The 24,532-nt window shown below is 62.4% G+C and carries 20 protein-coding genes; 10 read left to right on the forward strand and 10 right to left on the reverse strand.

Going from position 1 to position 24,532, the window contains the following annotated elements; translation table 11 throughout:
• Positions 1–74: 74 nt before the first annotated feature.
• Genes J3O30_RS28245 through J3O30_RS28255 form a run of 3 tightly spaced genes read right to left on the reverse strand, consistent with a single transcriptional unit; the run spans position 75 to position 3,163 of the window.
• Positions 75–1,175, reverse strand: coding sequence for a D-TA family PLP-dependent enzyme (locus J3O30_RS28245; RefSeq protein WP_207585295.1), 1,101 nt, complete (start codon positions 1,173–1,175; stop codon positions 75–77).
• Positions 1,176–2,651: a M81 family metallopeptidase gene (locus tag J3O30_RS28250; protein ID WP_207585296.1), complete on the reverse strand. Its 1,476-nt coding sequence runs from the start codon at positions 2,649–2,651 to the stop codon at positions 1,176–1,178. It lies immediately after the preceding gene.
• A 29-nt stretch (positions 2,652–2,680) separates the two neighbouring features.
• Entirely contained in the window at positions 2,681–3,163 is a 483-nt protein-coding gene (locus J3O30_RS28255) for a hypothetical protein (protein ID WP_207585297.1), read from the reverse strand.
• 111 nt (positions 3,164–3,274) lie between these two features.
• Here J3O30_RS28255 and J3O30_RS28260 point away from each other — a divergent pair, with 111 nt between their 5' ends.
• The 5 genes from J3O30_RS28260 (at position 3,275) to J3O30_RS28280 (ending at position 7,868) form a co-directional block, all read left to right on the forward strand.
• Positions 3,275–3,664: a RidA family protein gene (locus tag J3O30_RS28260; protein WP_207585298.1), complete on the forward strand. Its 390-nt coding sequence runs from the start codon at positions 3,275–3,277 to the stop codon at positions 3,662–3,664.
• Positions 3,665–3,685: 21 nt separating this feature from the next.
• Positions 3,686–4,549, forward strand: coding sequence for a MurR/RpiR family transcriptional regulator (locus J3O30_RS28265; RefSeq protein WP_207585299.1), 864 nt, complete (start codon positions 3,686–3,688; stop codon positions 4,547–4,549).
• Positions 4,550–4,574: 25 nt separating this feature from the next.
• Positions 4,575–5,351, forward strand: coding sequence for an SDR family oxidoreductase (locus J3O30_RS28270; RefSeq protein ID WP_207585300.1), 777 nt, complete (start codon positions 4,575–4,577; stop codon positions 5,349–5,351).
• A 15-nt stretch (positions 5,352–5,366) separates the two neighbouring features.
• Entirely contained in the window at positions 5,367–6,590 is a 1,224-nt protein-coding gene (locus J3O30_RS28275; RefSeq protein WP_207585301.1) for an MFS transporter, read from the forward strand.
• A gap of 75 nt (positions 6,591–6,665) precedes the next feature.
• Positions 6,666–7,868 (forward strand): ROK family transcriptional regulator, encoded by a 1,203-nt coding sequence (locus tag J3O30_RS28280; RefSeq protein ID WP_207585302.1) that lies wholly within the window; start codon positions 6,666–6,668, stop codon positions 7,866–7,868.
• Between the two features lie 77 nt (positions 7,869–7,945).
• Here the strand turns inward: J3O30_RS28280 and J3O30_RS28285 are convergent, their stop codons facing one another.
• Positions 7,946–8,968, reverse strand: a complete 1,023-nt coding sequence (locus J3O30_RS28285) for a class I SAM-dependent methyltransferase (protein ID WP_207585303.1) — start codon at positions 8,966–8,968, stop codon at positions 7,946–7,948.
• Between the two features lie 314 nt (positions 8,969–9,282).
• Positions 9,283–11,304, reverse strand: coding sequence for a beta-N-acetylhexosaminidase (locus tag J3O30_RS28290; RefSeq protein ID WP_207585304.1), 2,022 nt, complete (start codon positions 11,302–11,304; stop codon positions 9,283–9,285).
• Positions 11,305–11,675: 371 nt separating this feature from the next.
• Between J3O30_RS28290 and J3O30_RS28295 the strand changes: the two genes are divergently transcribed.
• The 3 genes from J3O30_RS28295 (at position 11,676) to J3O30_RS28305 (ending at position 17,507) form a co-directional block, all read left to right on the forward strand.
• Positions 11,676–13,217, forward strand: a complete 1,542-nt coding sequence (locus J3O30_RS28295) for a DHA2 family efflux MFS transporter permease subunit (RefSeq protein WP_207585305.1) — start codon at positions 11,676–11,678, stop codon at positions 13,215–13,217.
• 113 nt (positions 13,218–13,330) lie between these two features.
• Positions 13,331–13,939, forward strand: coding sequence for a DUF2026 family protein (locus J3O30_RS28300; RefSeq protein ID WP_207585306.1), 609 nt, complete (start codon positions 13,331–13,333; stop codon positions 13,937–13,939).
• 280 nt (positions 13,940–14,219) lie between these two features.
• Positions 14,220–17,507 carry a cellobiose phosphorylase gene (locus tag J3O30_RS28305; protein ID WP_207585307.1) on the forward strand — a complete coding sequence of 1,096 codons (3,288 nt, stop codon included), beginning with the start codon at positions 14,220–14,222 and terminating at the stop codon, positions 17,505–17,507.
• Positions 17,508–17,510: 3 nt separating this feature from the next.
• Here the strand turns inward: J3O30_RS28305 and J3O30_RS28310 are convergent, their stop codons facing one another.
• The 5 genes from J3O30_RS28310 to J3O30_RS28330 all read right to left on the reverse strand — a co-directional run bounded on the left by J3O30_RS28310 (position 17,511) and on the right by J3O30_RS28330 (position 21,868).
• Positions 17,511–18,254 (reverse strand): FadR/GntR family transcriptional regulator, encoded by a 744-nt coding sequence (locus J3O30_RS28310; RefSeq protein ID WP_207585308.1) that lies wholly within the window; start codon positions 18,252–18,254, stop codon positions 17,511–17,513.
• 119 nt (positions 18,255–18,373) lie between these two features.
• Positions 18,374–19,138 carry a 2-dehydro-3-deoxy-D-gluconate 5-dehydrogenase KduD gene (gene kduD / locus J3O30_RS28315; protein WP_281438271.1) on the reverse strand — a complete coding sequence of 255 codons (765 nt, stop codon included), beginning with the start codon at positions 19,136–19,138 and terminating at the stop codon, positions 18,374–18,376.
• Positions 19,135–19,971 (reverse strand): 5-dehydro-4-deoxy-D-glucuronate isomerase, encoded by an 837-nt coding sequence (gene kduI, locus J3O30_RS28320; RefSeq protein WP_207585310.1) that lies wholly within the window; start codon positions 19,969–19,971, stop codon positions 19,135–19,137. The genes kduD and kduI overlap by 4 nt, the downstream gene beginning before the upstream one ends.
• Positions 19,972–20,573: 602 nt before the next feature.
• Positions 20,574–20,720 (reverse strand): DUF1127 domain-containing protein, encoded by a 147-nt coding sequence (locus tag J3O30_RS28325; RefSeq protein ID WP_207585311.1) that lies wholly within the window; start codon positions 20,718–20,720, stop codon positions 20,574–20,576.
• Positions 20,721–20,887: 167 nt separating this feature from the next.
• The gene (locus J3O30_RS28330; protein ID WP_207585312.1) at positions 20,888–21,868 is read right to left on the reverse strand and encodes a 3'-5' exonuclease; all 981 of its coding nucleotides are present in this window, start codon (positions 21,866–21,868) and stop codon (positions 20,888–20,890) included.
• 113 nt (positions 21,869–21,981) lie between these two features.
• Between J3O30_RS28330 and J3O30_RS28335 the strand changes: the two genes are divergently transcribed.
• Complete coding sequence (locus J3O30_RS28335) at positions 21,982–23,250, forward strand: NAD(P)/FAD-dependent oxidoreductase (protein WP_207585313.1); 1,269 nt, start codon at positions 21,982–21,984, stop codon at positions 23,248–23,250.
• A 222-nt stretch (positions 23,251–23,472) separates the two neighbouring features.
• A complete protein-coding gene (locus tag J3O30_RS28340) occupies positions 23,473–24,504 on the forward strand; it encodes an aldo/keto reductase (protein WP_207585314.1) in 1,032 nt (343 codons plus the stop codon).
• The last annotated feature ends 28 nt before the right edge of the window (positions 24,505–24,532 follow it).

Raw genomic sequence — 24,532 nt, forward strand, 5'->3', positions numbered from 1 at the left:
ATACTGAGATCGTGAGCGATCCACCGGTAACTGTGGCCTTCGATGGGCCATTCGCCCTCAGCCGGAACCGACTCCTACCAGACGAGACCGCGGGCCGCGACTTGCTCGACGCGGGTCACAACGCCACCCCGATGGAAGACCATCGTGTCGAACAGGTTGGACACCACGCAGGTGTGGTTCGGGATGATGAAGAGCTTCTCGCCGATCTGCGGCCGGGGGGTGGTGCAGTTCGATAGGTCGATCACGCCATGTTCTTCCGAGAGGCTGCTGATCCGCGTTTGGGGATAGCCGACGATCAGGCCGTAATCGCCAAAACCCTGAAGATCCGAGGTCAGCGCCTTCGAGCCGGCATCGATGACGGCGCGGTCGGCGGTTGGCCGTGACACGACGGTCGCCAGCACATGCATGGCGCAATCCTCCTCGGTGCAATGGCCCATGCGCACCATCTGGCGGTCGTTGTAGATATAGGTGCCTGCGCGGTGTTCCGTCGCCGATGTGACCAGATGCGCTTCGAACAGGCTTGGCGTTCCGCCATTGCTGACGATCGGGCAGGTTATGCCTTCCGGTTTCAGGTGGTCCAGCGTTTCGACGATGAAGGCTTCGACGGCGGCGGCCGATTGCGGCTTGGGGTAGGTGACGATGCCGCCGAAGGTGAGGCCGTCGGCAGCGGCGATGCGCTTGGCGAGCGAGGCGGCCTCCTCCGGCGTCTGCACGCCGCAGCGGCCGCCGCCGGTGTCGCATTCCACCAGCACGGTGATCGGCTTGTGGCCGGAAAAATGCGCCGCCAGCCCGTCGACCGTCGTTTCGCTGTCGGCGACGACCTTCAGCGCCGGGATTTTCTCGTTCAACCTGGCCAGGCGCTCGAGCTTCTGCTGTCCGAGGATGTTGAAGGTGATCAGGATATCGCCGAAGCCGGCTTCGGCGAAGACCTCGGCTTCCGTGACCTTCTGGCAATTGATGCCCCTGGCGCCTGCGGCAAGCTGCGCCACGGCCAATGCCGGGATCTTGTGCGTCTTGATGTGCGGGCGGAAGTTCAGCCCGTGCTGATCCATATAGGACTGGACGCGGGTGATGTTGGCAGCCAGCCGGTCTTCGTCGATGACAGGACGCGGCGTCGAGAGATCGGCGATCCTGTCTCCTGCCTTGGCGACGACGGCAAACCGGGCATCATGCATCTAGGCGGCTCCGCGTTCTCTACCATGTGGATCGGCGACGATCGGCCATATGGTCTTCGGCGCCCGCCGGTACGGCGTCGTCGCCGGATTATTGGGATAGGGCGTTCCGGCCGAGCAGTAAAGGATCTCCGCCGCGATCTTCGAGAAGGATGCGAAGAAGTGGTTGGTGGATTTGATCACCAGGATCTTCTGCCTCATGGGATCGATGCCCATCGCCGAAAACAGGCTCGGATCGAAGCTCTGGGCGCGCGTCGAATTGAGGATGATGTCGATGCCGTCAAGCACGATATGGGCGGCATCGCCGAAAGGCGCGAGACTTTCGCCGAACTGCATCTCGGCATTCTTCACCAGCTTGACGACCTTCACCGTGCCGTCGATCGGATTGCCGGTGCCGGGCGCCGACTTGGCGCCGAAGCGCAATGGAATCTCAGCCCCCTCGCCCGCCGCAAAACAGATCTGCACGGCCATCGGATCCCAGATGGTGCCGATCGCCGCGCTGCTGACGCCGCGGGCCAGCAGTTCCCCAAGAATAACCGTCGCATCCCCGGCCGTGCCACCGCCCGGATTGTCCCAGACATCGGCGATGACGACGGGCCATGCGGTAGCAGTGATCGCGCGCGAGACGGCTTGCTTCTCGTCGATCTGCGGGACCATGAAGGTGCCGCGCTTCGAAAACAGCTCGAGGCCGAGCTCACGCGCCAGAGCCGCGCCCTTTTCCGGCTTGTTGTCGGTGACGACAAGCAGCTTCGTCCCCATTTCGGGAACGTCGCCGACCATGAAACCGTGGACCACCGAGATCGACAGGATATCGGGATCATCCTTCTCGATTTGCATGATCTTGTCGACGAAGGAGCGCATCGGCTCGCGCGATGTCGGGAAGACGTCGATCATCCGGCAGTCGAACACCGAGATTTGAGGCTTGACCCGGCCTTCGAGCGTGTCGACGGCGATGCGCCAGAGATCCTCGGCGCGGTCGACGAAATCCGTATGCGGAAATTCCTTGAAATAGACGGCGAAATTAAGCGCCGCGACGCGCTTGGCAGTCAGATGGCTGTGCGGGTCGAGCTCGGCGCAGATGAGCACATCCGGCCCGACGATCTCGCGCATGCGCTGGAGAAGATCGCCTTCGGTATCCTCGTATCCGGCGGCCACCATGGCGCCATGCAGGCCCATGACGACGGCATCAACAGGCATTGCGGCGCTGAGCTGCCCGAGGATTTCGTCACGCAATTCCTCGTAAGTTGCCCGGTTGACGAGGCCGGCGGGGTCGGCCCAGGCGGCGGTTCCCTCGATCAACTGCCAACCTTTCTGTCGGGTGACGCGCCTTCCGACGGTGATCGGCGCTGTGCAGAGCGTCGGCGTTTCCGGATGCTGGCCGGGCGGCGCATAAAGAGAGGCTTCGAATGCGCGGCGATCCACGCAGATCGGGGAAAAGGTGTTGGTTTCGGTCGCCAGAGCTGCCGTGAAAATGCGCAAGAAAGTGGCCTTCGTGTTGTCGGCCTGCTTTACCCCATCGGGTTCGGCAGGTAGCCGGTGAAACCTGAGATCTTCCAGCGCCCTTGGTGCAGCCTGCAATAATAGAGCGTCTGCCATTGCAGGACGTCTCGGGTGCCGTCGGACTTGGAAATGCCGCCGTCGAACTTCTTGCGGACGAGCGCCATCTCGCCTTCGATCTCGATATCCTCGAGCGTCGTGGTGGTGAAGATCGCGGTGCGCGGATCTTCCGCAAAGCTCTGCGTGGCGAAATCCTGCGCCTGCCTCAGCCATTCCTGGCGATAGGCCGATAGCGTCGGAAATGCCAGCCGCCACCTGTCGGGGCTGACCTGCTTCTGGGCATCGATGCCGATGAAGCCCTCTTCGACGAAGTCATGCTCCACCATCGACCAATCGGCGGCGAGAAAAGCATCGATATCGCGCAGAACGAGCATTTCCCAGATCGCCTGCCGGGCGCTGTCGGAGGGAAAAGGATTCAGGAAAGGATCGCGCATATCTGCCCCGGATTGAAATTCTTTTCATAATTCGCGTTTTTCACTGGTCAAATTCTGCTTTCTATGGTCATTTGTCAACTTATCAAGAAAATAATTTGCAAGGACATCGGCATGCCCATCAAGCGCTATGGCACTGTTCAAACGGGCGCCGGCGGCAAGGCGCTGCCTTTCGCGCGTGCGGTCGAAGCCGACGGATGGCTCTATGTTTCCGGCCAGGTTGCGATGGAAGACGGCGAAATCATCGACGGCAATATCATCGCCCAGACCCATAAGACGATCGCCAATGTTCTTGAGATTCTCGAGGAGGCCGGATACGGCGTCGAGGATGTCGTGCGCGTCGGCGTCTGGCTCGACGATCCGCGCGACTTCTGGACCTTCAACAAGATCTATCAGGAGTATTTCGGGCAACACCCGCCGGCGCGTGCCTGTGTGCAATCGTCGATGATGGTCGATTGCAAGGTTGAGATCGACTGCGTGGCCTATAAGAAGAAGGATGCTTGAGGAATAAGGGTGGGAACGGGCTTGGATATCTTTTCGACATTGCAGGAAGACAAGAGCAAGCTCTCCCCCTCCGAGAGCCGCATCGCGGAGATCATCGTCAACGACTTCGAGTTCGCCGTGAACGCCTCGATCATCGAGCTCGCGGAACGGGCCGAGGTATCGCCGCCGACCGTCACCCGCTTTTGCCGGCGGCTGGGCTGCGAGAGTTTTTCCGACTTCAAGGTGCAGCTCGCCCGGACCGCCCATATCGGCGTTCGTTATCTGAAACCGGAATCGAAAAGCACCGATCCGGCCGATGTCGCCCAGGATATCATCACCAAGGCCCAGAACGCGCTGTTTCTGCTGCACCGGTCGCTTGATCTTGCGGCGATCGAAGCCGCCGTTTCTCACATCGCCAAGGCCGATATGATCTATGCCTTCGGCTCGGGCGGCAATTCGTCGATGATCGCCGACGAGCTGCAGAACCGGCTGTTCCGTCTCGGGCTTCGCATCACCGCCAGTTCCGATCACAGCATGCAGCTGATGATGGCGGCCGCGGCGAAGCCGGGCGACGTGCTGATCGGCTCGTCCTTCTCAGGGCGCAATATGGAACTGGTGCGGGCCTTCGAGCTTGCCCGCGGGGCCAAGGTGAAGACCATTGCCCTGACCCAGACGGCAAGCCCGGTTGCCAAGGCTGCCGAAATCGTCGTGCCGATCGACCTTCCCGAAGGTAACAACATCTATCGCCCGACCTCGACACGCATCGCCTACATCGCGACGGTCGATATTCTGTCGAGCCTGGTCGCCTATGCGGTGCAGCCGAAGGCGACGACCACGCTGCGGCGCATCAAGCAGCAGCTCGTCCTCCACCGCGACGGCGACGACCGGCAATTGCTTGGAGATTGAGGTTCATGAACGGGAGCGACAGAAAATGACGAAGTCGATAGCGATCGTCACCGGTGCTGCGGGCGATATCGGTGCTGCGATCGCCGCGCGGCTCGCCGATGACCACGATGTCGTGTTGCTCGCCGATATCGATGCTGCCGCTGCGGCTGCCGTGGCCTCAAAGCTCGGGCCGGACAATCGCTTCGTGGCCGTCGGATGTGACGTGACCAGCGAGGCGAGCATTGCGGAACTGGTCAGACGCGCCGCCGACGCCGGCGTGGTGCGAACGCTGGTCAATAATGCCGGGGCTGCCCGTGCGACAAGCCTTCACGAGACGACGCCCGAAATCTGGCGAGCGGACATTGCGCTCAATCTCGAAGCGGCATTCCTGTGTTTTCGCGCCGTCGAGCCGATGCTGAAGGCGTCGAAAGGGTCCGTCGTCAACATCGCCTCGGTCAACGGCATGAATGTCTTCGGACACCCGGCCTATAGCGCCGCCAAGGCCGGGCTTCTGCATTTCACCCGGCTGGTCGCCGTCGAATACGGCAAGTTCGGCATCCGCTCCAACGCCGTCGCCCCCGGCACGGTGAAGACGCAGGCCTGGGAGAAACGCGCCGCCGCCAATCCGAATGTTTTCGAGGAAGCCCGCCGCTGGTATCCGCTGCAGCGGGTCGTCGATCCCCAGGATGTCGCCAATGCCGTTGGCTTCCTTGCCGGTCCGCTCGCCGCAGCGATCACGGGCGTCTGCCTGCCCGTCGATTGCGGCCTGACGGCCGGCCAGGCCGAGCTGGCGCGGACCTTTTCCCAATCGGAACATTACTGACATTCAGATGAGCGCATGAGCCGCCTTTTCCCCGACGTCTTCCGCAATCCGGCGATCCGCGCCAGCATGATCGCCATTTTCACCTTCGGAATGGCAGGCGCAATGACCGCGCCCTATCGTTCGATCGTGGGCATCCGCGAATTGGGCTTGAGCGACGGCCTCTATTCCGTGCTGAGCTTCGCCTCGGCGGCCGTGAACGTGGTCATCAGCATCCTGCTCGGCAATCTCGCCGATCGGCTCGGCGAGTACCGTTCGGCGATGATCGGCGCCTGCATCTTCGGCATCGTCGGCTACGGCATGGTCTATACCTTTCCGAGCGCGGCGGTCTTCATCATCAGCGGGTTGCTGCCGCTGCCGATCTACGGGGCTTTGAATTCGCTGCTGTTTGCCAATGCACGCGCGGCGATGCACGGCATGAACCGGAGCGAGATGGTGACGGCCAACTCCGGCGCGCGCGCCATGATCTCGCTCTCCTGGGTGCTGATTCCGGGGATCACCGGCCTGCTGCTTTCGGGCGCATCTAGCATGCTGCCGGCCTATCTCTTTGCCGCCATCTCCTGCCTTCTCTGCCAGGGCATCATCCTCTTCGCCTTGCCGAAACGGGTGGGAACGGAGATGGCCGCGGTTCATCATCTCACCTATCTCGGCGCCCTGCGGCAGGTGATTTCGCCGCGGATTTCGGCGCATATCGCCGGTGTGGCGCTGATCACCAGCACGCTGCATCTGAACGACGCCCTTCTGCCGTTGATCGCCACCGGTGCTGCCCATGGCGCGCTCAGCGATGTCGGCATTCTTGTCGGCATCGTCGCCTTGCTGGAAATCGTCTTCATCATCGTCTGGTCGCGGATTGCACGGAAGACGGGGCAGATGACGGCGCTTGCGGCCGGCACCATCATCTATGCGGTGTTCCTCAGCCTTCTCGGCTTTGCCTCGCAGCCGTGGCACCTCTACGCGCTGACCTTGATCGCCGGCATCGGCGCCGCGGCGATCATCAGCATTCCGATCACCTATCTGCAGGATCTGATCGCCGATCGGCCGGGCCTCGGCAGCGCGCTGATCTCCGTCAATATCTTTGCCAGCGCCGGGATCGGCGCGCTGGTCTTTGCCGCCGGCACGTGGATGACAGGTTATTCCGGGACCGCCATCATGAGCGCTGTCACCGGCCTGTCGGGCATAACGATCCTCGGCCTGCTGCAGAGACGCAATGCCGTTGCGCCGGTTGACGCCGGGGTTCAATAGGCCTGACGAAGAATGCGGCTTTCATCGTTTTCCATCTTGTGACAAGGGTGGGGCACCATTTGCTTTGAAGGCGACATGAAGGCGATCTCCGGCACCAATCTCGAGCAGGCCAAATCTCACAACCGGCGTGTGGTGATCGAGGCCGTGCGGACGAACGGTCCGTTGTCGCGCGCGGCGATCGCGCGGATGACGGCGCTGACTGCCCAGACCGTATCCAACATCGTCGAGGAGCTGGAGAAGTCGCATCTTCTCGTCCCGGCCGAGGCACAGAAGCTGGCGCGCGGCCAGCCGATCATCCCCTATTCGATCAATCCCGCCGGCGCCTATTCGATCGGCCTCGAACTTGGCCGTCAACGGGCAAGCGGGGTTCTGACGGATCTCTCCGGTGCCGTCTGTGCGCGCATCGAGCGCCACGTCGAACATGCCGATCCGCAAAGGGCAATGCCCGCCCTGCAGGCGATCGTCGAGGATCTGCAGCAGGCCTTCGCCTTCGACCGAAACCGGCTGCTCGGCGTCGGCATGGCCCTGCCCGGCCGCTATGCCGATGGCGGCATCACCTCTCTCAGCCCGCAGAACCTGCCCGGCTGGCAGGATTTTCCCGTCGGGCATGAGCTGGAACAGCGGGTCAAGGTGCCGGTGCTGGTCGAAAACGATGCGACGGCGGCGGCGATCGGCGAGCGTCTTCATGGCGTCGCCCGCGGCTTGGGCAGCTTCGTCTATCTGTTTCTTGCCGGCGGCGGCGGCATCGGCGCCGGAATGTTCCTCGACGGCCACCTCTACAAGGGCAGCCGCAACAATGCCGGCGAGATCGGCCATATCATCGTCGAGCCGCACGGCAAGCTCTGCAGCTGCGGCAAGCGCGGCTGCCTGGACCGCTACATCTCGCCGACCGTCGCCTACGAATTCATGGGCATTGCCAATGCCGAGGAGCTGTCTTCAGACGATCTCGACGCGCGGATCGCCAAGGGCGGCGAAGGCCTGGACGCCTGGCTCGATCAGGCCGTCCAGCCGCTGCGGCAGACGCTCGACTTCCTCGAACTTGCCTTCGACCCGCAGACCATCGTGCTCGGCGGCAGCGTATCGACCTTGCTGATGCGCCGGCTCGCAGAACGGCTGGAGCCGCTGCACGTCCCGATCGATCCCGGCCAGAAGCGGACCATCCCCCGCGTCATGATCGGCATGACCGGCAAGGATACCGCCATCCTCGGCGCCGCCGCCCTGCCGATCTTTTCCGAAACCAATCCGCGCTTCGACGTTCTGCAAAAGCCGGTCGGCTAAATTGAGTTTAGCCGATAGCCGGCTTGGTCGTAGAGCCGGGCTACGGCGCGCGCGGCGACACAGCGACGGTCGACCGGCTATTCAAACAGAATGATACTTGAAGGAGTCGGCGGCATCGGTTTGACTGTGACGTCGGCAAGACCGGCCTGTCTTGCCATCTCAGTCAGCTCACTTTGTGTATAAGCCTGGCCCGCCGGGGTGCTGGCGAGCATCTCCCAGGAGAAAGCTGCCGGAAAAGGCGGCGACACGCGATCTTCGTTCGGCACGAAATCTACCGCGACGATCCGACCATCCTCTGCAAGGCCGGCGATGATCTTTCGCAACAGCTGGGCGCATGTCGGCAGATCGAAGTGGTGCAGAAAATTTGGAAGCAGGACGAGATCATAACCCGTGCCCCAATCGACATCGAAGGCGCTGCCGGCGATCGTCCGGTACCGGTCAGCCACGCCGGCTTTTTCCGCATTCTGCCGCGACAGCTCCAATACGGCGGCCCAATCGATGGCGACGATCTCCGCTGATGGAAAGGCTTTCGCAATTTCGATCCCGAAAATGCCTGGACCTGCAGCGATGTCCAAGACCTTTTTGGGAGACCTCGGCCAGCCGGAGATTTCGCCGGCCAGTATTTTGGCGCTGAGCCCGGTAAAGGAGCCCATGCCGCGCGCAAACTTCAACCAGACGGGATTGTCTGACGACATGTTCGCAAGCCCGGCCGAACCGCCGTTTCGCACGACGGCGGCCGGATCGCGCAGAAAATTATCCAGTATTTCGGGTGCGGCGACGAACTCGACAGCGGAGCCCATATAGGCCGGCGAATTGCGATCGAGGAACATTCTGGTCGCGGGAGTCATCCGGTACTGTCCGCTCTCCTTTGTCAGGAAACCATGTACCACGAGGTAGTCGCACAGGATGCGCACTCCACGTTCCGAGGCGCTTGTTGCCGAGGCCAACAAGGCTGCCGTTTTGCCCTCGCCGATATGAGTAAAGAGATCAAGCTCGATGGCCGCCTTGATCGCCGCCGTCTTTCGGCATGCAAACAGGGCATCGACCACGAGTTCGGGCGACACGACGCCAACATGGGCGTCTTCGACGATTGTTTCCATTGGGATCTCCCAGAGCCCTCGATCGTTCTTGCCTGGCAGCTCCAGCCGCAGAAATTATGCGCACATTCGCATATTCTACAATACTTACCACGCTAACCCGATCGGGTGCCCCAACGGCCGACCGCCAACCTCGCAGACCTACTCAAAGCGTATGAAAGACGGCTCGGTGGCGCCGACCAGGAACATTCTATCACGGTCCCAATCCTCGCCTTAATGCATGTCGCCCGGAAGTGTGCAGCGGTTCCGGGATAACGACACGCATAAAAACAAAGGCCTAAAGCGCGTCGCATGAATCAAGTTTGATGCGACGCGCTTTAGGATTCCTGCAGCCCATAAAGCAGCGGCATCAGCCCTGCCAGCGCCTTGAAACGCTCCCACGACTTGGATGACGGTTTCGTCCAGCCGGTTTCGGCCAGTGCCGAAAGGCGCGGGAAAACCAGACGGTCGAAAACGGCGCGATCCGTCATCGGTTCCGACCAGATGCAGGCCTGGATGCCGAGCAGTTTTTGTTTCTGGCTCGCTGTCCAGCCGCCGATGGGATCGAAGGTGTAGAGCTTTTCCGCATCCGAAGTCCCCGCCCAACTGGCGCCGGGCTCATCCCAGTCGGGCCTGAGCGCCATATCGAGGTAATAGACCTGCCCGGGGCAGACGACCATCTCGTAGCCGCGTTCGGCGAGTTCGGCCGAGACCTCGACATTGCGCCAGCTGCAGAGATAGCTCTTCGCTTTGTCGATGACATCGCCGTGCGCCGCCTCTTCCCATCCGCCGGTGATGCAGCCCTTGCTCGCCAGGAAGCGCTGGACTCGGTTCAGGAATTCCGCCTGCAGGACGGCCGCACCCGAGCCGTGGATATCGTCGGCGCCGTGGGTGTTGGTCACGACGTTCAGCCGCTTGGCATGCGCATCGGCAACCTCGCCGCCGGCGACTGTGCGCAGGCGCTCGAGTGCTTCCGGCGAGCCGGACCACGCGCCGAGGGGAACTTCGTCGGCGCCGAGATGGATGGTCTTGAACGGAAAGAGCTCGATGAGTTCCGTAAGGATGGTCTCGACGATCTCGTAGGTCTTCTCGCGGGCCGGATTGATGCAATTGTCTGGAAAGCCCTGAACCGAATAATAGCTGCCGACCTCGGCCGGATCGCGCAGCTCCGGTATCGCCTGCAGCATCGCGTAGCAGTGACCGGGCACATCGATCTCCGGCACGATCTCGATGCCGAAGCTCTTTGCGTGGGCGACGATCTCGCGGATAGAGGCTTTGGTGTAATAGCCGCCTGTACGGGCCGGGCTGGAACCGAGCAGCGGCGGAACGGCAAGGCCGTGGCCGCGCCAGGCGCCGATCTCGGTCAGGGCGGGATAGGCGTCGATCTCGACGCGCCAGGCCTCGTCGTCGGAAAGATGCCAGTGGAAACGATTGAGCTTGTTCCAGGCCAGCACCGCCAGCAGCTTCTTGATCTCGGCTTCGCCGTAAAATTGGCGGGCGACATCGAGATGCAGGCCGCGCCAGCTCATCGACGGCTCGTCGACAATTTCGCCCGAGGCCGGAAACCGGAAGACACCGGGATGCAGCCTTGCACCGCGCCAGATCTGGCCAAGTGTCACGAGGCCATAGAGAAAGCCGGTCCGGCTGCTTGCCTCGATCGTGATCGTCTCACCCTCGAAGCTCAGCCGATAGGCCTCCGGACTGAGCCCTGCGGCATCTTTCAGGGCAACCGGGACCGCGCCTTCCGCCTCAGTCCGCACGATGCCTTCGACGGCGAAGAGATGCTCCACCAGCGCCGCGAAGCTTCGCGCCGCCTCCTCCCCTTCCCCGCTCCGTGCCTGCGGCGCAAAACCGGCCGGCAGCGGCTGGCGCGAGGTGACGGCCACATGGTTCGGCCAAGGGATGATCGACACCTGGACGGGCGCATTGACGGGTACCGGATAGATCTCGGCGCCGCGTTTCAGCGGCGCATTGCTGACCGAAGAGCGCGTCGGCTCGATACCGAGCACGATGGTGCTGCCGTCGGAAAGCGCGAGATAGGCGCTCGTCGCGCCGTCCGTCCAATGACGGAAATCCCGGCTCAGCGCGTAGACCGATATCGTCCACGTCTCGCCGGCGCCGAGTATGAAATTGGCCGGCGGCTGGAATTCGGTGAAATTCGAGATCCGCTGTGAGACCGTTGCGCCCTCGACGCGTCCGGCCGGATCGACGCGGCCCGGACCGCTGACGCAGAGCGAGAAATTCGAAAGCGGCTCGGCGCCGAGATTTTTGAGGCGCAGGACGTAGGAAAAATCCTTGCCATCCGCAGCCGGGTTCCAAAGGGTTTCGAGCCGCAGGTTTTTCGGTCGCGGTGTGGACATGGTCTCTCTTCCTCTTGAAAATCAGGGCTTGAACATTCCAGCGCAGTGCCGGAAGCGAATTGGAGTTTGAAGTCAATCAAATTGATTTAATATCGATAGCCAATTTTTCGCCGGCGCGTCAATTGCCGATCTCAAATCTTCCGCAAGTCACCGTCGGGTGGGTCTTGATGAGCTTCATTCAGAAATTGGCCGGTGGACCGAAGGCGCAGAGCGATCGCATTTGGTGACGAAGCAGCCAATCCGTGCGTAGCAGACACCTTCGCGGCAACTGCCGGACATCCGGCCAAAGATGGCTCTTTGCCCCGATATGCCTGTTGACTGTCGATCGTCTCGATCGCAAACATGATCGGTATTGTCACCGGGATCATCGCATGTCGCAACGACGCCAATCTGCCCGTCCCGGTGAAACGCCCGCCATCGTGTGGCTCGGCTTCATCGCCATGTGCATCGGCATGTTCATGGCGATCCTCGACGTCCAGGTGGTGGCGACCTCGCTGCCGACCATCCAGTCGGCGCTGGGTATCGATCCGGATCAGATGAGCTGGATACAGACGGCCTATCTTATCGCCGAAGTGGTGGCGATCCCGCTGACCGGCCTGCTGACGCGGCTTTTGACGATGCGGTGGCTGTTCGTTACCGCCATCAGCCTGTTCGTCGCAGCTTCCGCCGGCTGCGCTGCCAGCGGCAGCTTCGGTGAGCTGGTGGCCTGGCGGGTGCTGCAGGGCTTTTCCGGCGGAACCTTGATCCCCTCGGTGTTTTCGGCCGTGTTCATTCTTTTCCCCAACGAGCGGCAGGCGCTGGCGACGACGATCGCCGGCGTGCTTGCGGTGCTGGCGCCGACCGTCGGGCCGATCGTCGGCGGATGGCTGACCGAGACCTATTCCTGGCACTGGCTGTTCCTGATCAACATCCTTCCGGGCATTGCCTCGGCAATCCTGGCGGCTCGCTTCCTGCCGCGACAGGCGGCCGATCCGTCGGAGCTCAGGCATCTCGACGGCCTGTCTCTTTTCTTGATGGCGACAGCGCTGACGACGCTGGAACTCAGCTTGAAAGAGGCGCCGACCAGCGGCTGGGCCTCTGCCTATGTGCTCAGCCTGCTCACGGTCTGCCTGGCGTCTGGGGGCGTTTTCATCCGGCGAACGCTGCGCCGCAGCCGGCCGATCGTCGATCTCGGCAATTTCACTGACCGGAATTTTCTCGTCGGCTCGGTTCTGAGCTTCGTGCTTGGTATCGGCCTGTTCGGCTCGGTCTACCTGATGCCGGTCTTTCTCGCTTTTGTCAGGGGCCACGACGCCCTTGAGATCGGCATGACGATGCTGGTCACCGGCATCGCCCAGCTGATCACGGCGCCGGTCGCCGTCGCGCTGGAGAAGCGTTTGGATGCGCGGCTGCTGTCGGCCGCCGGTTTCGCCCTGTTTGCCATCGGCGTCGGCATGAGCGCCTTTCAGGATCCGCGTTCGGATTACGACGCGATGTTCTGGCCGCAGGTCGTGCGCGGCGTCGCCATCATGTTCTGTCTGTTGCCGCCGACGCGGCTGGCGCTCGGCACGCTCCCGGCCGATCGCATTCCCGATGCCAGCGGTCTTTTCAATCTGATGCGCAATCTCGGCGGGGCGATCGGCATCGCGCTGATCGACACCATCATCTACACCCGCTCGGAACCACTGGGCCAAGCCCTCTGGGCGCGCCTTCAGGCCGGCGACATCGAGGCTGCGACCTTCGTCGGCGCTCCGCTTGCGGCCATATCGGGACATAGCGGCAGTTTCGACGCCGATACCACGGCGCTGCTCGATCCGCTGATCCAGACTGCGGCAAGCGCGCAGGCGATCAACGAAGCCTGGATGGTCATCGCCGTCCTCACTGGCTGCGCTCTGCTTTGCGTGCCCTTCGCCAGACGGTCGGCGCCGGCGTGAAGACCGTCGCTGACGAACCCGCTCTAACTTTAAAGAGAATCAGTCAACAAGCTGAATTTGCACATTCACCACGCTCTGACCTCGGCTGACTGAAAGAAAACAGGTAAACAGAAATGCTGATCAAGCAAACCGACTATCATCGGATTTATCGAGTTATAAATAGCTTGATCCTAAATGAGAACGGAAATCCCGCGCACGCCTGCATGTACTTTGCTACATTCGGCTCGTTCATTCTCGAACGGCACTATAAGGTGAAAGCGACGCCCAAAGGCGGCCTTGCGGCATACAATCTGGATGGGACAATGATCCTATTTGCCGACCACCGTGAGGATGGTTACGTCACAGGAGCTGGTGAGAATTTCCATTGCTGGGTCGAAGCAGAGGGTTGGGCCATTGATTTCATGGCCCCTGCGTTTTCAGAGACAGCGGCAGGTCTCCAGGTCCCGTCAAAGATGTTTCAACGGCCCTTGTCATCCATGGCGTCCAGCATCAATGGTTTGGATCACTCCGGAGACTTCTTCTATTTGTCCGAACCTGCCGCGACCGCCGCTCGTTTTCAGGATTGGCACAAACTTGCGATGATCGGCGATCTTGCAAGTGTTGCAGCAACGTGGTTTCGAAAGACTCCTAAAAATATGGCTGCCGCTATTTCCGTGGACGATCGGTCAGGCAAGACCACAAGCGTTCCTCTTGTCGGCAATCCTCTTGTCGGCAGTTGGTGAGCGACGCGCCACGGCTCTAGCGGAATTGTCTACTGCCTTTCTCGCCGCAAGGGGCACAGGAAGGCACGACCGCGGCAAGCGCGCAGGCGATCAACGAAGCCTGGATGGTCGTCGCCGTCCTCACGAGTTGCGCCCTGCTCTGCGTGCCCTTCGCCAGGCGGCCGGCGTCTACGTGACATAGGACGACAGGTTGCCCGATCGACCGGCTGCCGGTAAGATTTCTCTCAATCATTTTGCGTCATCCTCCAGTTCCCCTCTGAAGCCAATCGACGAGATCTCAATGGCCCCGGACCTTGACCGCAGTCTTCAAATGCCCCGCCGCGACGACCTTGGCCTCCTTGCGATCAGCAACGGCTCCGGCCTGTCGATATCGGCGCTGCCGAACGGCACGCTGTTTGCCATCGAATATGCCGACGACAAGGGATCGGTGCAGGTCAACCAGATCCAGGGCTCGCCGCTCATCGGTGGTATCGGCCGCCTTTACCTGCGGGTCGGCGGCGCTCGGCCCGATGTCGTCGAAATCGTCGGGCCGCGCGCCAATGGCAGCTTCGGACATAAGGCCACCAGCTTCTCCTGGAGTGGTGAGGCCGGGGATATTCACTATAACGTCCGGCTCGAGCTGCATCCTTCCGAGACGGCCTGGTTCTGGCGTGTCGCCATCCGGCATCTGAAGGATGGAACGTTGCCGGTCGATCTGGTGCTGATCCAGGATGTCGGTCTCGGCGATCGCGGCTTCCTGATGAACAGCGAAGCCTATGCCTCGCAATATGTCGATCACCATATCGCCGATCACCAGGCATTCGGACCTGTGGTGATGAACCGGCAAAATCTCAAACAGGGAGGTGGCCGCAATCCTTGGCTGGCGCAGGGTTGCCTCGACGGGGCAGTTGCCTATGCCACGGATGCGATCCAGCTGGTGCAGGCGAGAGACCGTCTCGACGACCGGCTGGTCGGCCGCTTCGGCACCAGCCTGCCGAGCAAACGGCGCCAGCAGGAAACGGCCTGCTCCGCCATCCAGTCGAAATTGCTGTCTGTCACCGCAAGCGGCGCGACCGCGACCTTCTTCGCCCTCTTTGCCGCCGATCATCTCGAGGCGTCGAGCGATGCCGATCTTGCGCGGCTCGGCGGGCTCGCGGCGGCAGACGGTGCGATCGCCGATATCGAGGAGACGGCGCCGGCCCGCAGCCTGCTGCAGGACGCGTCACTGTTGGAGGTCGAGCCGCTCGACAAAAAGGCGATAGGCCGGCTCTATCCCCAGCGCAGCCTGGAGGAACGCGTCGACGGAAAGCTGCTGTCGTTCTTCGTGCCGGACGGCGTCCTCAACCGCCATGTCGTCTTGCGCGAAAAGGAATTTTTGGTGGCGCGCCGCCACGGCGCGATCGTCAGAAGCGGCCAGAATATGCTGCTCGACGATTCGACCCTTGCCGCCACCTGTTGGATGCAGGGCATTTTCGCCGCGCAGCTGACGATCGGCAACACTTCCTTTCACAAGCTGTTTTCCGTCTCCCGCGATCCCTACAACCTGACGCGCGCCAGCGGGCTGCGCATCATGGTGGATGTTGGCGCCGGCTGGCAGCTGCTGGCGGTGCCGTCGGCTTTCGAAATGGGGCTCAGCGATTGCCGCTGGATCTACAAGTGCGCCGACCGCACCATCATTGTAACGGCGGTCGCCTCCGGCGAGGAAGCGGCGATGCAGTGGGCCGTCTCGGTCGAGGGCAAGCCGTGCCGCTTCCTGGTGTTCGGCCATGTCGTGCTCGGCGAGCGTGAATATGACGCGGGCGGCCAGATCGAATTCGATACCTCAGGCAAGCGCATCCTGTTTCGGCCGGATCCGGCCTGGCTCTGGGGCGAACGTTATCCCGAGGCCGCCTATTGGCTGGTGAGCGCGACCCCCGATGCCATCGAGGAGATCGGCGGCGACGAACTGCTCTATGGCGATGGCGTCACGCGCAACGGCGCCTTCGTCGCGCTCAGATCCCGGCCGACGCAGGCGCTCTCCCTGGCCGTCGTCGGTTCGATGACCGATGCCGAAGAAGCCGAGCGGCTGGCAGAGCGTTATCAGGCCGGCGTCACCGATGAGGCCATGCTGGCGCCGGCCTCGACATTCTGGCGCAACACCGTGCGCGGCCTGGCGATCGGCGACCCTTCGCCCGACCTTGCCGCGCAGACGACCCTGCTGCCCTGGCTCGCGCATGATGCCATCGTGCATGTGAGCGTGCCGCACGGCCTCGAGCAATATACCGGTGCGGCCTGGGGCACACGCGACGCCTGCCAGGGGCCGATCGAGTTCCTGCTTGCCTATGAGCATGATCGCGAAGCCAAGGAGGTGCTAAAGACCGTTTTCAGCGAACAATACCTTGAGAAGGGCGACTGGCCGCAGTGGTTCATGCTGGAGCCCTATGCCAACATCAGGGCGGGCGACAGCCACGGCGATATCGTCGTCTGGCCGCTGAAGGCGCTCTGCGACTATATCGAAGCGACGGGTGATCTCGCCATCCTTGACGAGAAGCTCTCCTGGCGCGATGAAAAAACCATGCAGAGGGCGGCCCAAACCGACACTATCGCGATCCATGTCGAGAAACTGCTCGACACCGTCCGCGAAGCTTTCATCCCCGGAACGCATCTGATCCGCTATGGCGAGGGAGACTGGAACGATTCCCTGCAGCCGGCCGATCCACATCTGCGCGACTGGATGGTCAGCAGTTGGACCGTTGCCCTGCTCTACGAGCAGATTGTCCGTTACTCCGCAATCCTGCGCCGACTCGGCCACGGCGTCGAGGCCAAGGGGTTGAGGAAGGTAGCAACGGCGATGCGCCGGGATTTCAACCGTCATCTGATGCGGGATGGCATCGTTGCCGGCTACGGCATCTTCGATCCCGCCCATGACGGCGTCGAATTGCTGCTGCACCCGAGCGATAAGCGCACCGGCCTGTCCTACTCGCTTATCTCGATGACGCAGGCAATGCTCGGCGGCCTGTTCACACCCGATCAGCGACGCGCTCATATGAAGCTGATCGACAAGCATCTGCGCTTCCCCGACGGCGTGCGGCTGATGGAGAAACCCGCGACCTATGCCGGCGGACCGGAGACGCTGTTTCGCCGCGCCGAATCCTCCTCCTTCGTCGGTCGCGAGATCGGGCTGATGTATGTGCATGCGCATCTGCGCTATTGCGAAACGCTGGCGCTGGACGCCGAAGCCGACGAACTCTGGAAGGCGATTTCAGTCGTCAACCCGATCTCGGTCACGACAGTGCTGCCGCATGCTTCGCTGCGCCAGCGCAACAGCTATTTCAGCAGCAGCGATGCGGCCTTTCATGACCGTTATCAGGCCGCGGCCGAATGGGAGCGCGTCAAGGCGGGAGAGATAGCCGTCGACGGCGGGTGGCGGATCTATTCAAGCGGCCCCGGGCTCTACACCAGGAGCGTTGTCGAAAATATCCTCGGCTTCAAACGGCGCTTCGGCCGGCGCAGACGCAAACCGCTGTTGCCTGAGGTTCACGCCTCCGTCGAGTTGCGGACGGATCATGCCGCTTGGCGGCGGCTAATGAAGCCGAAGCCCGACGCGTAATATTCACGACGAAGTGCTGGCGTCGCGCAGTTCTTCGAAGCGGGCGGCACTCTTCGAGAGGTGGGTTCGAATGGCGCGGCGGGCGGCGGCCTCTTCGCCGTCGCGGATCGCCGCGAATATGGCATGGTGTTCCCGGCGCATGCGCGCCGCATGGCGCTTGCGCTCGGCCGCCGTCATTTTGTCCAAGCGTGCCCATTGCCGCGGCACCATGAGGTCGCCGAACGTATCGAAGAGGCGGCCGTAATAGGAGTTCTGCGTCGCGACCAGAATGGACCTGTGAAAGGCGTAGTCTTCCTGCGCCCCGTATCCGCCCTCCTCCAGCGCCTTGTCGAGCGCATCGAGCCGATCCTGCATGCGGTCGAGATCCTCAGGCGTGCGCCGCAGCGCGGCAAGACCGGCGGCTTCGTATTCGACCCCCATGCGCAGCTCCAGCACGTGCAGAACCTCGTCGATCGACTGCAGGTCGTTGGGAATGATCGAGAAGGATCTGGGGGTCGGATCGTTCGCGACGAACGCCCCAAGCCCTTGCCGCGTGGTGATCAGGCCCTTGGCGCGCAGGGTGGCGAGCGCCTCGCGGACGATCGTCCGGCTGACGCCGGTCGTCCTCATGATCGCCTGTTCGGTCGGCAGGCGCTGGCCGGGCTTCAGATCGCCGGATTCGATCTGTGCCATCAGCGTATCGGCAAGGCCGCTGCGCAGGTTCGGCGGCTGCCGAGTGGTGGTAACCGCGTTGTCCCTATCCGTCATCTTGTGTCGATCCTGCCCCGATGCGGCTGCGCCAGCCTCATTTCCTTTTGCTAACGCATGCCGGCAGGAAAGGCAAAACGACGTAAGTCACGGCAGCTCCGGATGATGCGGATCACCGCTCAACGTGCCAGCCACCCGCCGTCGACAGGCAGCACCGTGCCGTGCACGTAATCGGAGGCCGACGATGCCAGGAACACCGCGGCACCGCCGAGTTCATCCGGCGTTCCCCAGCGCCCGGCCGGAATGCGGGCAAGGATGGCGGAATTGCGGTCGGCATCCTCGCGCAGCGCCGTGGTGTTGTTGGTGACGAAATAACCGGGCGCGATGGCGTTGACGTTGACGCCCTTGCCGGCCCATTCGCAGGCGAGCAGCTTGGTCAGGCCGGCAAGACCGCTTTTCGAGGCGGTATAGGAGGGGATGCGGATGCCGCCCTGGAAGGAGAGCAGCGAGGCGATGTTGATGATCTTGCCTCTGCCCTTGTCGACCATATGGCGACCGGCCGCCTGCGACAGGAAAAAGGCGGTCTTCAGGTTGACGTCGATCACCGCGTCCCAGTCTTCCTCGGTGAAGTCGAGCGCATCGGCGCGGCGGATGATGCCGGCATTGTTGACGAGGATGTCGAGGCCGCCAAAGGTCTGGATGGTCTCAGCGACGATCCCCTTGACTGGTTCGATCGTGCCTAGATCGGCCTTGACGACATGGAAGCGGCTTCCCGCCTGCTTCACCAGCGCCTCGGTTTCGTCCATCGAGGAGCGCCCGACGGCGACGATCGAGGCGCCGGCCTCGGCCAGCGCTGCCGCGATGGCTTGGCCGATGCCGGTATTGGCGCCGGTGACGACGGCAGTCCTGCCGGAAAGGTCGAAGGGGTTCGCCACCACGATCACCTCAGATCCGCAATGGCGATATGGTCCATGTCGGTGAAGCTCTTGTTGTCGCCGGCCATTGCCCAGATGAAGCTGTAATTCTTGGTGCCGGCGCCGGAATGGATCGACCACGGCGGCGAGATGACCGCCTGTTCGTTGGCGACAAGCATATGCCGGGTCTGCTGCGGCTCGCCCATGAAGTGGAAGACGCGCTGCTCGGCTTCGAGATCGAAATAGAGATAGGCCTCCATGCGGCGGTCATGCGTATGGGCCGGCATGGTGTTCCAGACGCTGCCCGGCTCGATCATGGTGAAGCCGAGGGTCAGTTGGCAGGACTGGCAAACCTCAGGATGGATGAACTGGTAGATCGATCGCTTGTTGGCCGTTGCCGCGTCGCCGGGCGTCAGGTGGCGGGCTTTCTCGCGGGTGAGCAGCACCGTCGGGTGCGCTTGATGTGCCGGCGTCGAGACCAGATAGAACTTTGCCGGATTGGCGGCATCCGCGCTCTCGAACCGGACGTCCTTGGCGCCCTTACCGGCATAGAGGCAATCATACTTGGCAAGATCGTAGCGGGTGCCGTCGACGACGATGCGGCCGGCGCCGCCGATGTTGAGCGCGCCGAGTTCGCGCTCGGCTAGGAAGGTTTCCTGGCCGATCGCCGTCGGCGCCGTCAGCGCCAGTCCATCGGCCAGCGGCGTCGCGCCGCCGATGACCATGCGGTCGTAGTGGGAATAAGTCAGCCGGATCTCGCCGCCCGCAAAGACGGTTTCCACCAGAAAGTGACGCCGCAGCGTCTCCGTGTCGTATTCGCGCACGGCCTCGGGATGGGAGGCGTGCCTCACGTCGATCTGCATGTCAAAATTCCTTCAGTTTCGTTGTCGTCAAGCGTCGTTGCTCCCGCGAGAGCCGGATCAGCTCGGCGGCCGTTTCACTCCGCAATGAACCGAATGGTTACATAGTTGTACGACAAATTCGAAGTCAATATGTTTCTGCAGCACCGGCTCGCAGTGGGCGGTGGCCGCAGGAATCGGAAGTAAAATCAGCGATAAGCAGGAAAAAGTCACCAATGCCGGGCGACGGATCGCGAGCGGCGGTTTTGGCGCGATCGGCCAAAAACGAAAAAGCCTGCCGCGGGAGGAGGTGCGGCAGGCTTTCGAAAAAACCGAACGACAGCTGGGAGGAGGAGTGCTGCCGTTCCCGCAGACGACCCTGGGAGGAGGATGGGGCGCCCGCATGTCGAAGGGATGCGGGAGGAGGTGCATCGCTTTGATAGAAATAATCATACTTATTTCGTGCTTAGTTGGTAGGCATTTTTTTGCAAGGCAGCTATGCGCTATGCGAAAAGCGGGCGGCTCCCTCGCCGTGGTTCCATCAACCGGGAGCCCAAAAGCAAAGCGCCCGCTTCTAGAGAAAGCAGGCGCTGGCCAAGTGTCGATAATGCTTAGTCTGCGGGCCGTTAGCGGGCGATGGCAGCGCGAGCGATGTTGCTGATGTCGCTGCGGCCGATGCCGAGGTCGTTCAGTTCGCGCGTGGACATACGGCCCAGTTCAGCGACCGTCTGACGGTACTTGCGCCAGTTATTGAAAGAGCGTGCTACGTTCATGATGATCCCCTTTCGATGGGCTTTCGAAGCCTAGCTGCCAGTCCTTGGCGCTTCGTTCGCTTCGATGACTTGTATATAATACGAGCCGATCGATTGTTGCAGCGCCAATGCATCACTGCACCTATGCGACGCTTGCATGGGTCGTCAGATTTGGGAGTTGTTTCTGCTCAAGATTTGAAACGATCGAAGGCCGTCAGCCGGACGATCGGCGGCTCCGCCTCTTTCCATCGGTAAATTTCCGAGCGCAGATAGGACAGTTCGTCGCCGAGATCGTCTTCGCCGACTTCGATCCACCAGGACTTCAGGCGGCCGTCGCTTCCATCAGACCAGCGATAACCCCTCGCCTTCAGATGGTCCTTCATCTCGAACGGGCTGTGTTCGGCAAAGAGACGGATGCGGCAGCACTGGCTGGCGCTGTAAAGCTCCGCGAACGGGCTTTCGCCGTCGCCTTGTTCCCGATCGAGGATTTCCAGCAGCGCGTGGCAGTCGTCCACGGCACGATGGCCGTCATGGAAATAACCGGCCTGGCCGACGAGATAGCCGAGCTTGGTGCCTTCGAAACCGCGGGCGCTCCAGTCGATTTCCGAAACCGAGCAGGCCCAGGCCTTGCCGGCGAAAACCTTCGAGAAGGCTTCGCAGAACGGCCGGTCGAACCCGGCATTGTGGGCGATGATCAGATCCGCCGGCTCGATCAGATCGCTTAGCGATCTTATATCGATGACCTGGCCTTCGACCATCGCATCGGTGATGCCGGTCAACCGGGTAATTTCCGGCGGTATCGGCCGCGATGGCTGTTGCAGGCCGCCATAGATGCCGACGATGTCGCCGATCGCACCGCCGTCGTCGAATGTGAAAGCGACGGCGCCGATTTCGATGATCTCGTCGCTGCGGTGATTGAGACCTGTGGTCTCCGTATCGAGAATGACGCCGAGCCGCGAAAACTCCGGCCGTCTGGCGGCTGCGACCGGCCGGGCAGTCAGTTTCCTGAGGATGCGGTAGTTGCCGCTCTCTTCAAGCGCCCGCGCCATCTCTTCGTCGGAATAGGCGGCCGGCTGCGATAGCCGCCGGCGCGACGGGTCGCGTAGCTGGACCACCGCGGGCGATGCCTTGGCAAACATGTCGAGTTGCGAATCTCTGTTCACGCTCATCGGATCTATATGTCATGGAGACGCAGTTTAATCCATCGCGCGCGGCGCTATACACCCTTGCGTTTCGGGGACACGGAGGCTTAGCTGAGCGGTGAGCGGCGGGAGGAGAATGCATGCCTGGTGACAACGGCAGGGGCGCCGAGAAGGATGTCGTCATCATCGGCGCTGGCGCCGCCGGCATTGCCGCTGCTCGTCGCCTGCAGGCAATCCGCCCGGATCTTTCCATCCTGCTGCTTGAAGCGGGCGATCGTCTCGGCGGCCGCGCCTGGAGCGTCGGGCTGCCTGAAGCCGGCGATATCGCACTCGATCTCGGTTGCGGCTGGCTGCATGGGGCGCGGACCAACGCCTGGACCGCGATCGCCGGTGAGGTCGGACTGGCGGTCGACCATACACCGGCGCCCTGGAACGGCGGCCGGCGGCTGCAGCGGGACGATGCGGAGACCCACGCCGCGCGAGCGGCGATCGGTGACTATTTCGAACGCCTTGAAAGCCATGAAGGCGATGACACCGATCTGGCCGAGATGCTCGAACCCGGCAATTCCTGGAACGGGCAGATCCGGGCGATCGGCACCTATATCACCGGCGCCGAGCTGGAACGCTCGTCGGTCCTCGACTACAACCGATACGACCCCGGTCCTGGCCCCGATTGGCGGGTGCGCCAGGGCTATGGGACGTTGATCTGCCGTTACGGCAGGCCGGTTGCGACGAGGCTCGGCGTCGAAGTGACGCGCGTAAATCACCGCCATGCCGGCCGCATCGACATTCAGACGAACCAGGGTGGGCTCAGTGCCCGTGCGGTGCTGGTGACGGTTTCGACGAATGTGCTTGCCGCTGGCAAGATTGTTTTCGACCCGCCTTTGCCCGAGAAGATCGAGGCAGCGGCGCGGTTGCCGCTCGGGCTCGCCGACAAGCTCTTCCTCAGGCTCGCAAATCAGCAGGCGCTGCCGGCTGATACCCATATGCTCGGCTCCATCAGCCGCGGCGCGACCGGCACCTATCAGCTCCGGCCACTCGGCGCTGCCGTCGTCGAAGCCTATTTTGCCGGCGACCTCGCGCATGATCTGGAGCGGGAGGGAAAAGAGGCCGCCTTTGCCTTCGCTGGGGATGAACTGGCGGCAGCATTCGGCGCCGATATCCGCAAGGAATTGTCGGTGGCGGCAATGTCGGCCTGGGCCGCTGCACCCCATATCGGCGGCTCCTATTCCTATGCCGAGCCGGGCGCCTCCGATCTGCGCAGCCGTCTCGCTGCACCGCATGACCAGCGGATCTTCTTTGCGGGCGAGGCCTGTTCTCGCTCGCGTTACTCGACGGCGCACGGCGCCTATGAGACCGGGGTCGCTGCAGCCGATCTGATCGACGGGTCGTTCTCGAGAAAAGCGTAACCGTCGCCGGTGGCGCCCGCGGGAATATTTTTTCCCACTTGTGGCACCGGTCGGATTGGTTATGCTGCCCTCGCCCCTGCGCCAGATTGAGCCCAGGGCGCCAGACGTCATCCGGCGGCAAGTGGCCGCCTCAAGCACGATATTGACATTGATTGCGGGAGCCCCGGCTTCTACCCCGACGGTTTTGCACGTCGGCTGTGGGTCTCCGCATGAGGAGGAAAAATGGATTATCGCAAGCTCGGTTCCAGCGGGACCGTCGTCACTGCCTATTGCCTCGGCACCATGACCTTCGGCGCGGAGGCCGACGAGGCGGCCTCGCACAAGCTGCTCGACGATTATTTCGCCTGGGGCGGCAATTTCATCGATACTGCCGATGTCTATAGCGCCGGCAAGTCGGAAGAGATCATCGGACGCTGGCTGAAGGCCCGCCCGACCGAAGCCCGCCAGGCGATCGTCGCCACCAAGGGACGTTTTCCGATGGGCAACGGACCGAATGACATCGGCCTGTCGCGCCGGCATCTCGGTCAGGCGCTCGACGATTCTCTCCGCCGCCTCGGCCTCGAGCAGATCGATCTCTACCAGATGCATGCTTGGGACGCGCTGACGCCGATCGAAGAGACGCTGCGCTTCCTCGACGATGCGGTATCATCAGGCAAGATCGGCTATTACGGCTTCTCCAACTATGTCGGCTGGCATATCGCCAAGGCATCCGAAATCGCCAAGGCGCGGGGTTATACCCGCCCGGTGACGCTGCAGCCGCAATATAACCTGTTGGTGCGCGACATCGAACTCGAAATCGTCGCCGCCTGCCAGGATGCCGGCATGGGCCTGTTGCCCTGGTCGCCGCTCGGCGGCGGCTGGCTGACCGGCAAGTACAAGCGCGACGAGATGCCGACTGGCGCCACCCGCCTCGGCGAAAATCCCAATCGCGGCGGTGAGTCCTATGCGCCGCGCAATGCGATGGAGCGAACCTGGGCGATTATCGGCGTTGTCGAGGAGATCGCCAGGGCGCATGGCGTCAGCATGGCGCAGGTGGCGCTCGGCTGGACGGCGGCGCAGCCGGCGATCACCTCGGTCATCCTCGGCGCCCGCACGCCGGAGCAACTGGCCGACAATCTTGGCGCCATGAAGCTCAAGCTCTCCGACGATGACCTGGCGAGATTGGATGAGGTAAGCGCGCCTCAGCCTTTCGATTACCCCTACGGCAAGGGCGGTATCAATCAGCGCCACCGCAAGATCGAAGGCGGCCGCTAAGCTTCGCCCACAAATGCAAAAAGCCGCC

Origin of the sequence: Rhizobium sp. NZLR1, from assembly GCF_017357385.1 — a bacterium.
GTDB lineage: Bacteria > Pseudomonadota > Alphaproteobacteria > Rhizobiales > Rhizobiaceae > Rhizobium.

What these genes read in the sequence shown, in the direction of transcription:
- J3O30_RS28245 (WP_207585295.1), bottom strand. Translation starts at nt 1,175, where the DNA reads ATGCATGATGCCCGGTTTGCCGTCGTCGCCAAGGCAGGAGACAGGATC.
- J3O30_RS28255 (WP_207585297.1), bottom strand. Translation starts at nt 3,163, where the DNA reads ATGCGCGATCCTTTCCTGAATCCTTTTCCCTCCGACAGCGCCCGGCAG.
- J3O30_RS28260 (WP_207585298.1), top strand. Translation starts at nt 3,275, where the DNA reads ATGCCCATCAAGCGCTATGGCACTGTTCAAACGGGCGCCGGCGGCAAG.
- J3O30_RS28270 (WP_207585300.1), top strand. Translation starts at nt 4,575, where the DNA reads ATGACGAAGTCGATAGCGATCGTCACCGGTGCTGCGGGCGATATCGGT.
- J3O30_RS28275 (WP_207585301.1), top strand. Translation starts at nt 5,367, where the DNA reads ATGAGCCGCCTTTTCCCCGACGTCTTCCGCAATCCGGCGATCCGCGCC.
- J3O30_RS28280 (WP_207585302.1), top strand. Translation starts at nt 6,666, where the DNA reads ATGAAGGCGATCTCCGGCACCAATCTCGAGCAGGCCAAATCTCACAAC.
- J3O30_RS28285 (WP_207585303.1), bottom strand. Translation starts at nt 8,968, where the DNA reads ATGGAAACAATCGTCGAAGACGCCCATGTTGGCGTCGTGTCGCCCGAA.
- J3O30_RS28290 (WP_207585304.1), bottom strand. Translation starts at nt 11,304, where the DNA reads ATGTCCACACCGCGACCGAAAAACCTGCGGCTCGAAACCCTTTGGAAC.
- J3O30_RS28295 (WP_207585305.1), top strand. Translation starts at nt 11,676, where the DNA reads ATGTCGCAACGACGCCAATCTGCCCGTCCCGGTGAAACGCCCGCCATC.
- J3O30_RS28300 (WP_207585306.1), top strand. Translation starts at nt 13,331, where the DNA reads ATGCTGATCAAGCAAACCGACTATCATCGGATTTATCGAGTTATAAAT.
- J3O30_RS28305 (WP_207585307.1), top strand. Translation starts at nt 14,220, where the DNA reads ATGGCCCCGGACCTTGACCGCAGTCTTCAAATGCCCCGCCGCGACGAC.
- J3O30_RS28310 (WP_207585308.1), bottom strand. Translation starts at nt 18,254, where the DNA reads ATGACGGATAGGGACAACGCGGTTACCACCACTCGGCAGCCGCCGAAC.
- kduI (WP_207585310.1), bottom strand. Translation starts at nt 19,971, where the DNA reads ATGCAGATCGACGTGAGGCACGCCTCCCATCCCGAGGCCGTGCGCGAA.
- J3O30_RS28325 (WP_207585311.1), bottom strand. Translation starts at nt 20,720, where the DNA reads ATGAACGTAGCACGCTCTTTCAATAACTGGCGCAAGTACCGTCAGACG.
- J3O30_RS28330 (WP_207585312.1), bottom strand. Translation starts at nt 21,868, where the DNA reads ATGAGCGTGAACAGAGATTCGCAACTCGACATGTTTGCCAAGGCATCG.
- J3O30_RS28335 (WP_207585313.1), top strand. Translation starts at nt 21,982, where the DNA reads ATGCCTGGTGACAACGGCAGGGGCGCCGAGAAGGATGTCGTCATCATC.
- J3O30_RS28340 (WP_207585314.1), top strand. Translation starts at nt 23,473, where the DNA reads ATGGATTATCGCAAGCTCGGTTCCAGCGGGACCGTCGTCACTGCCTAT.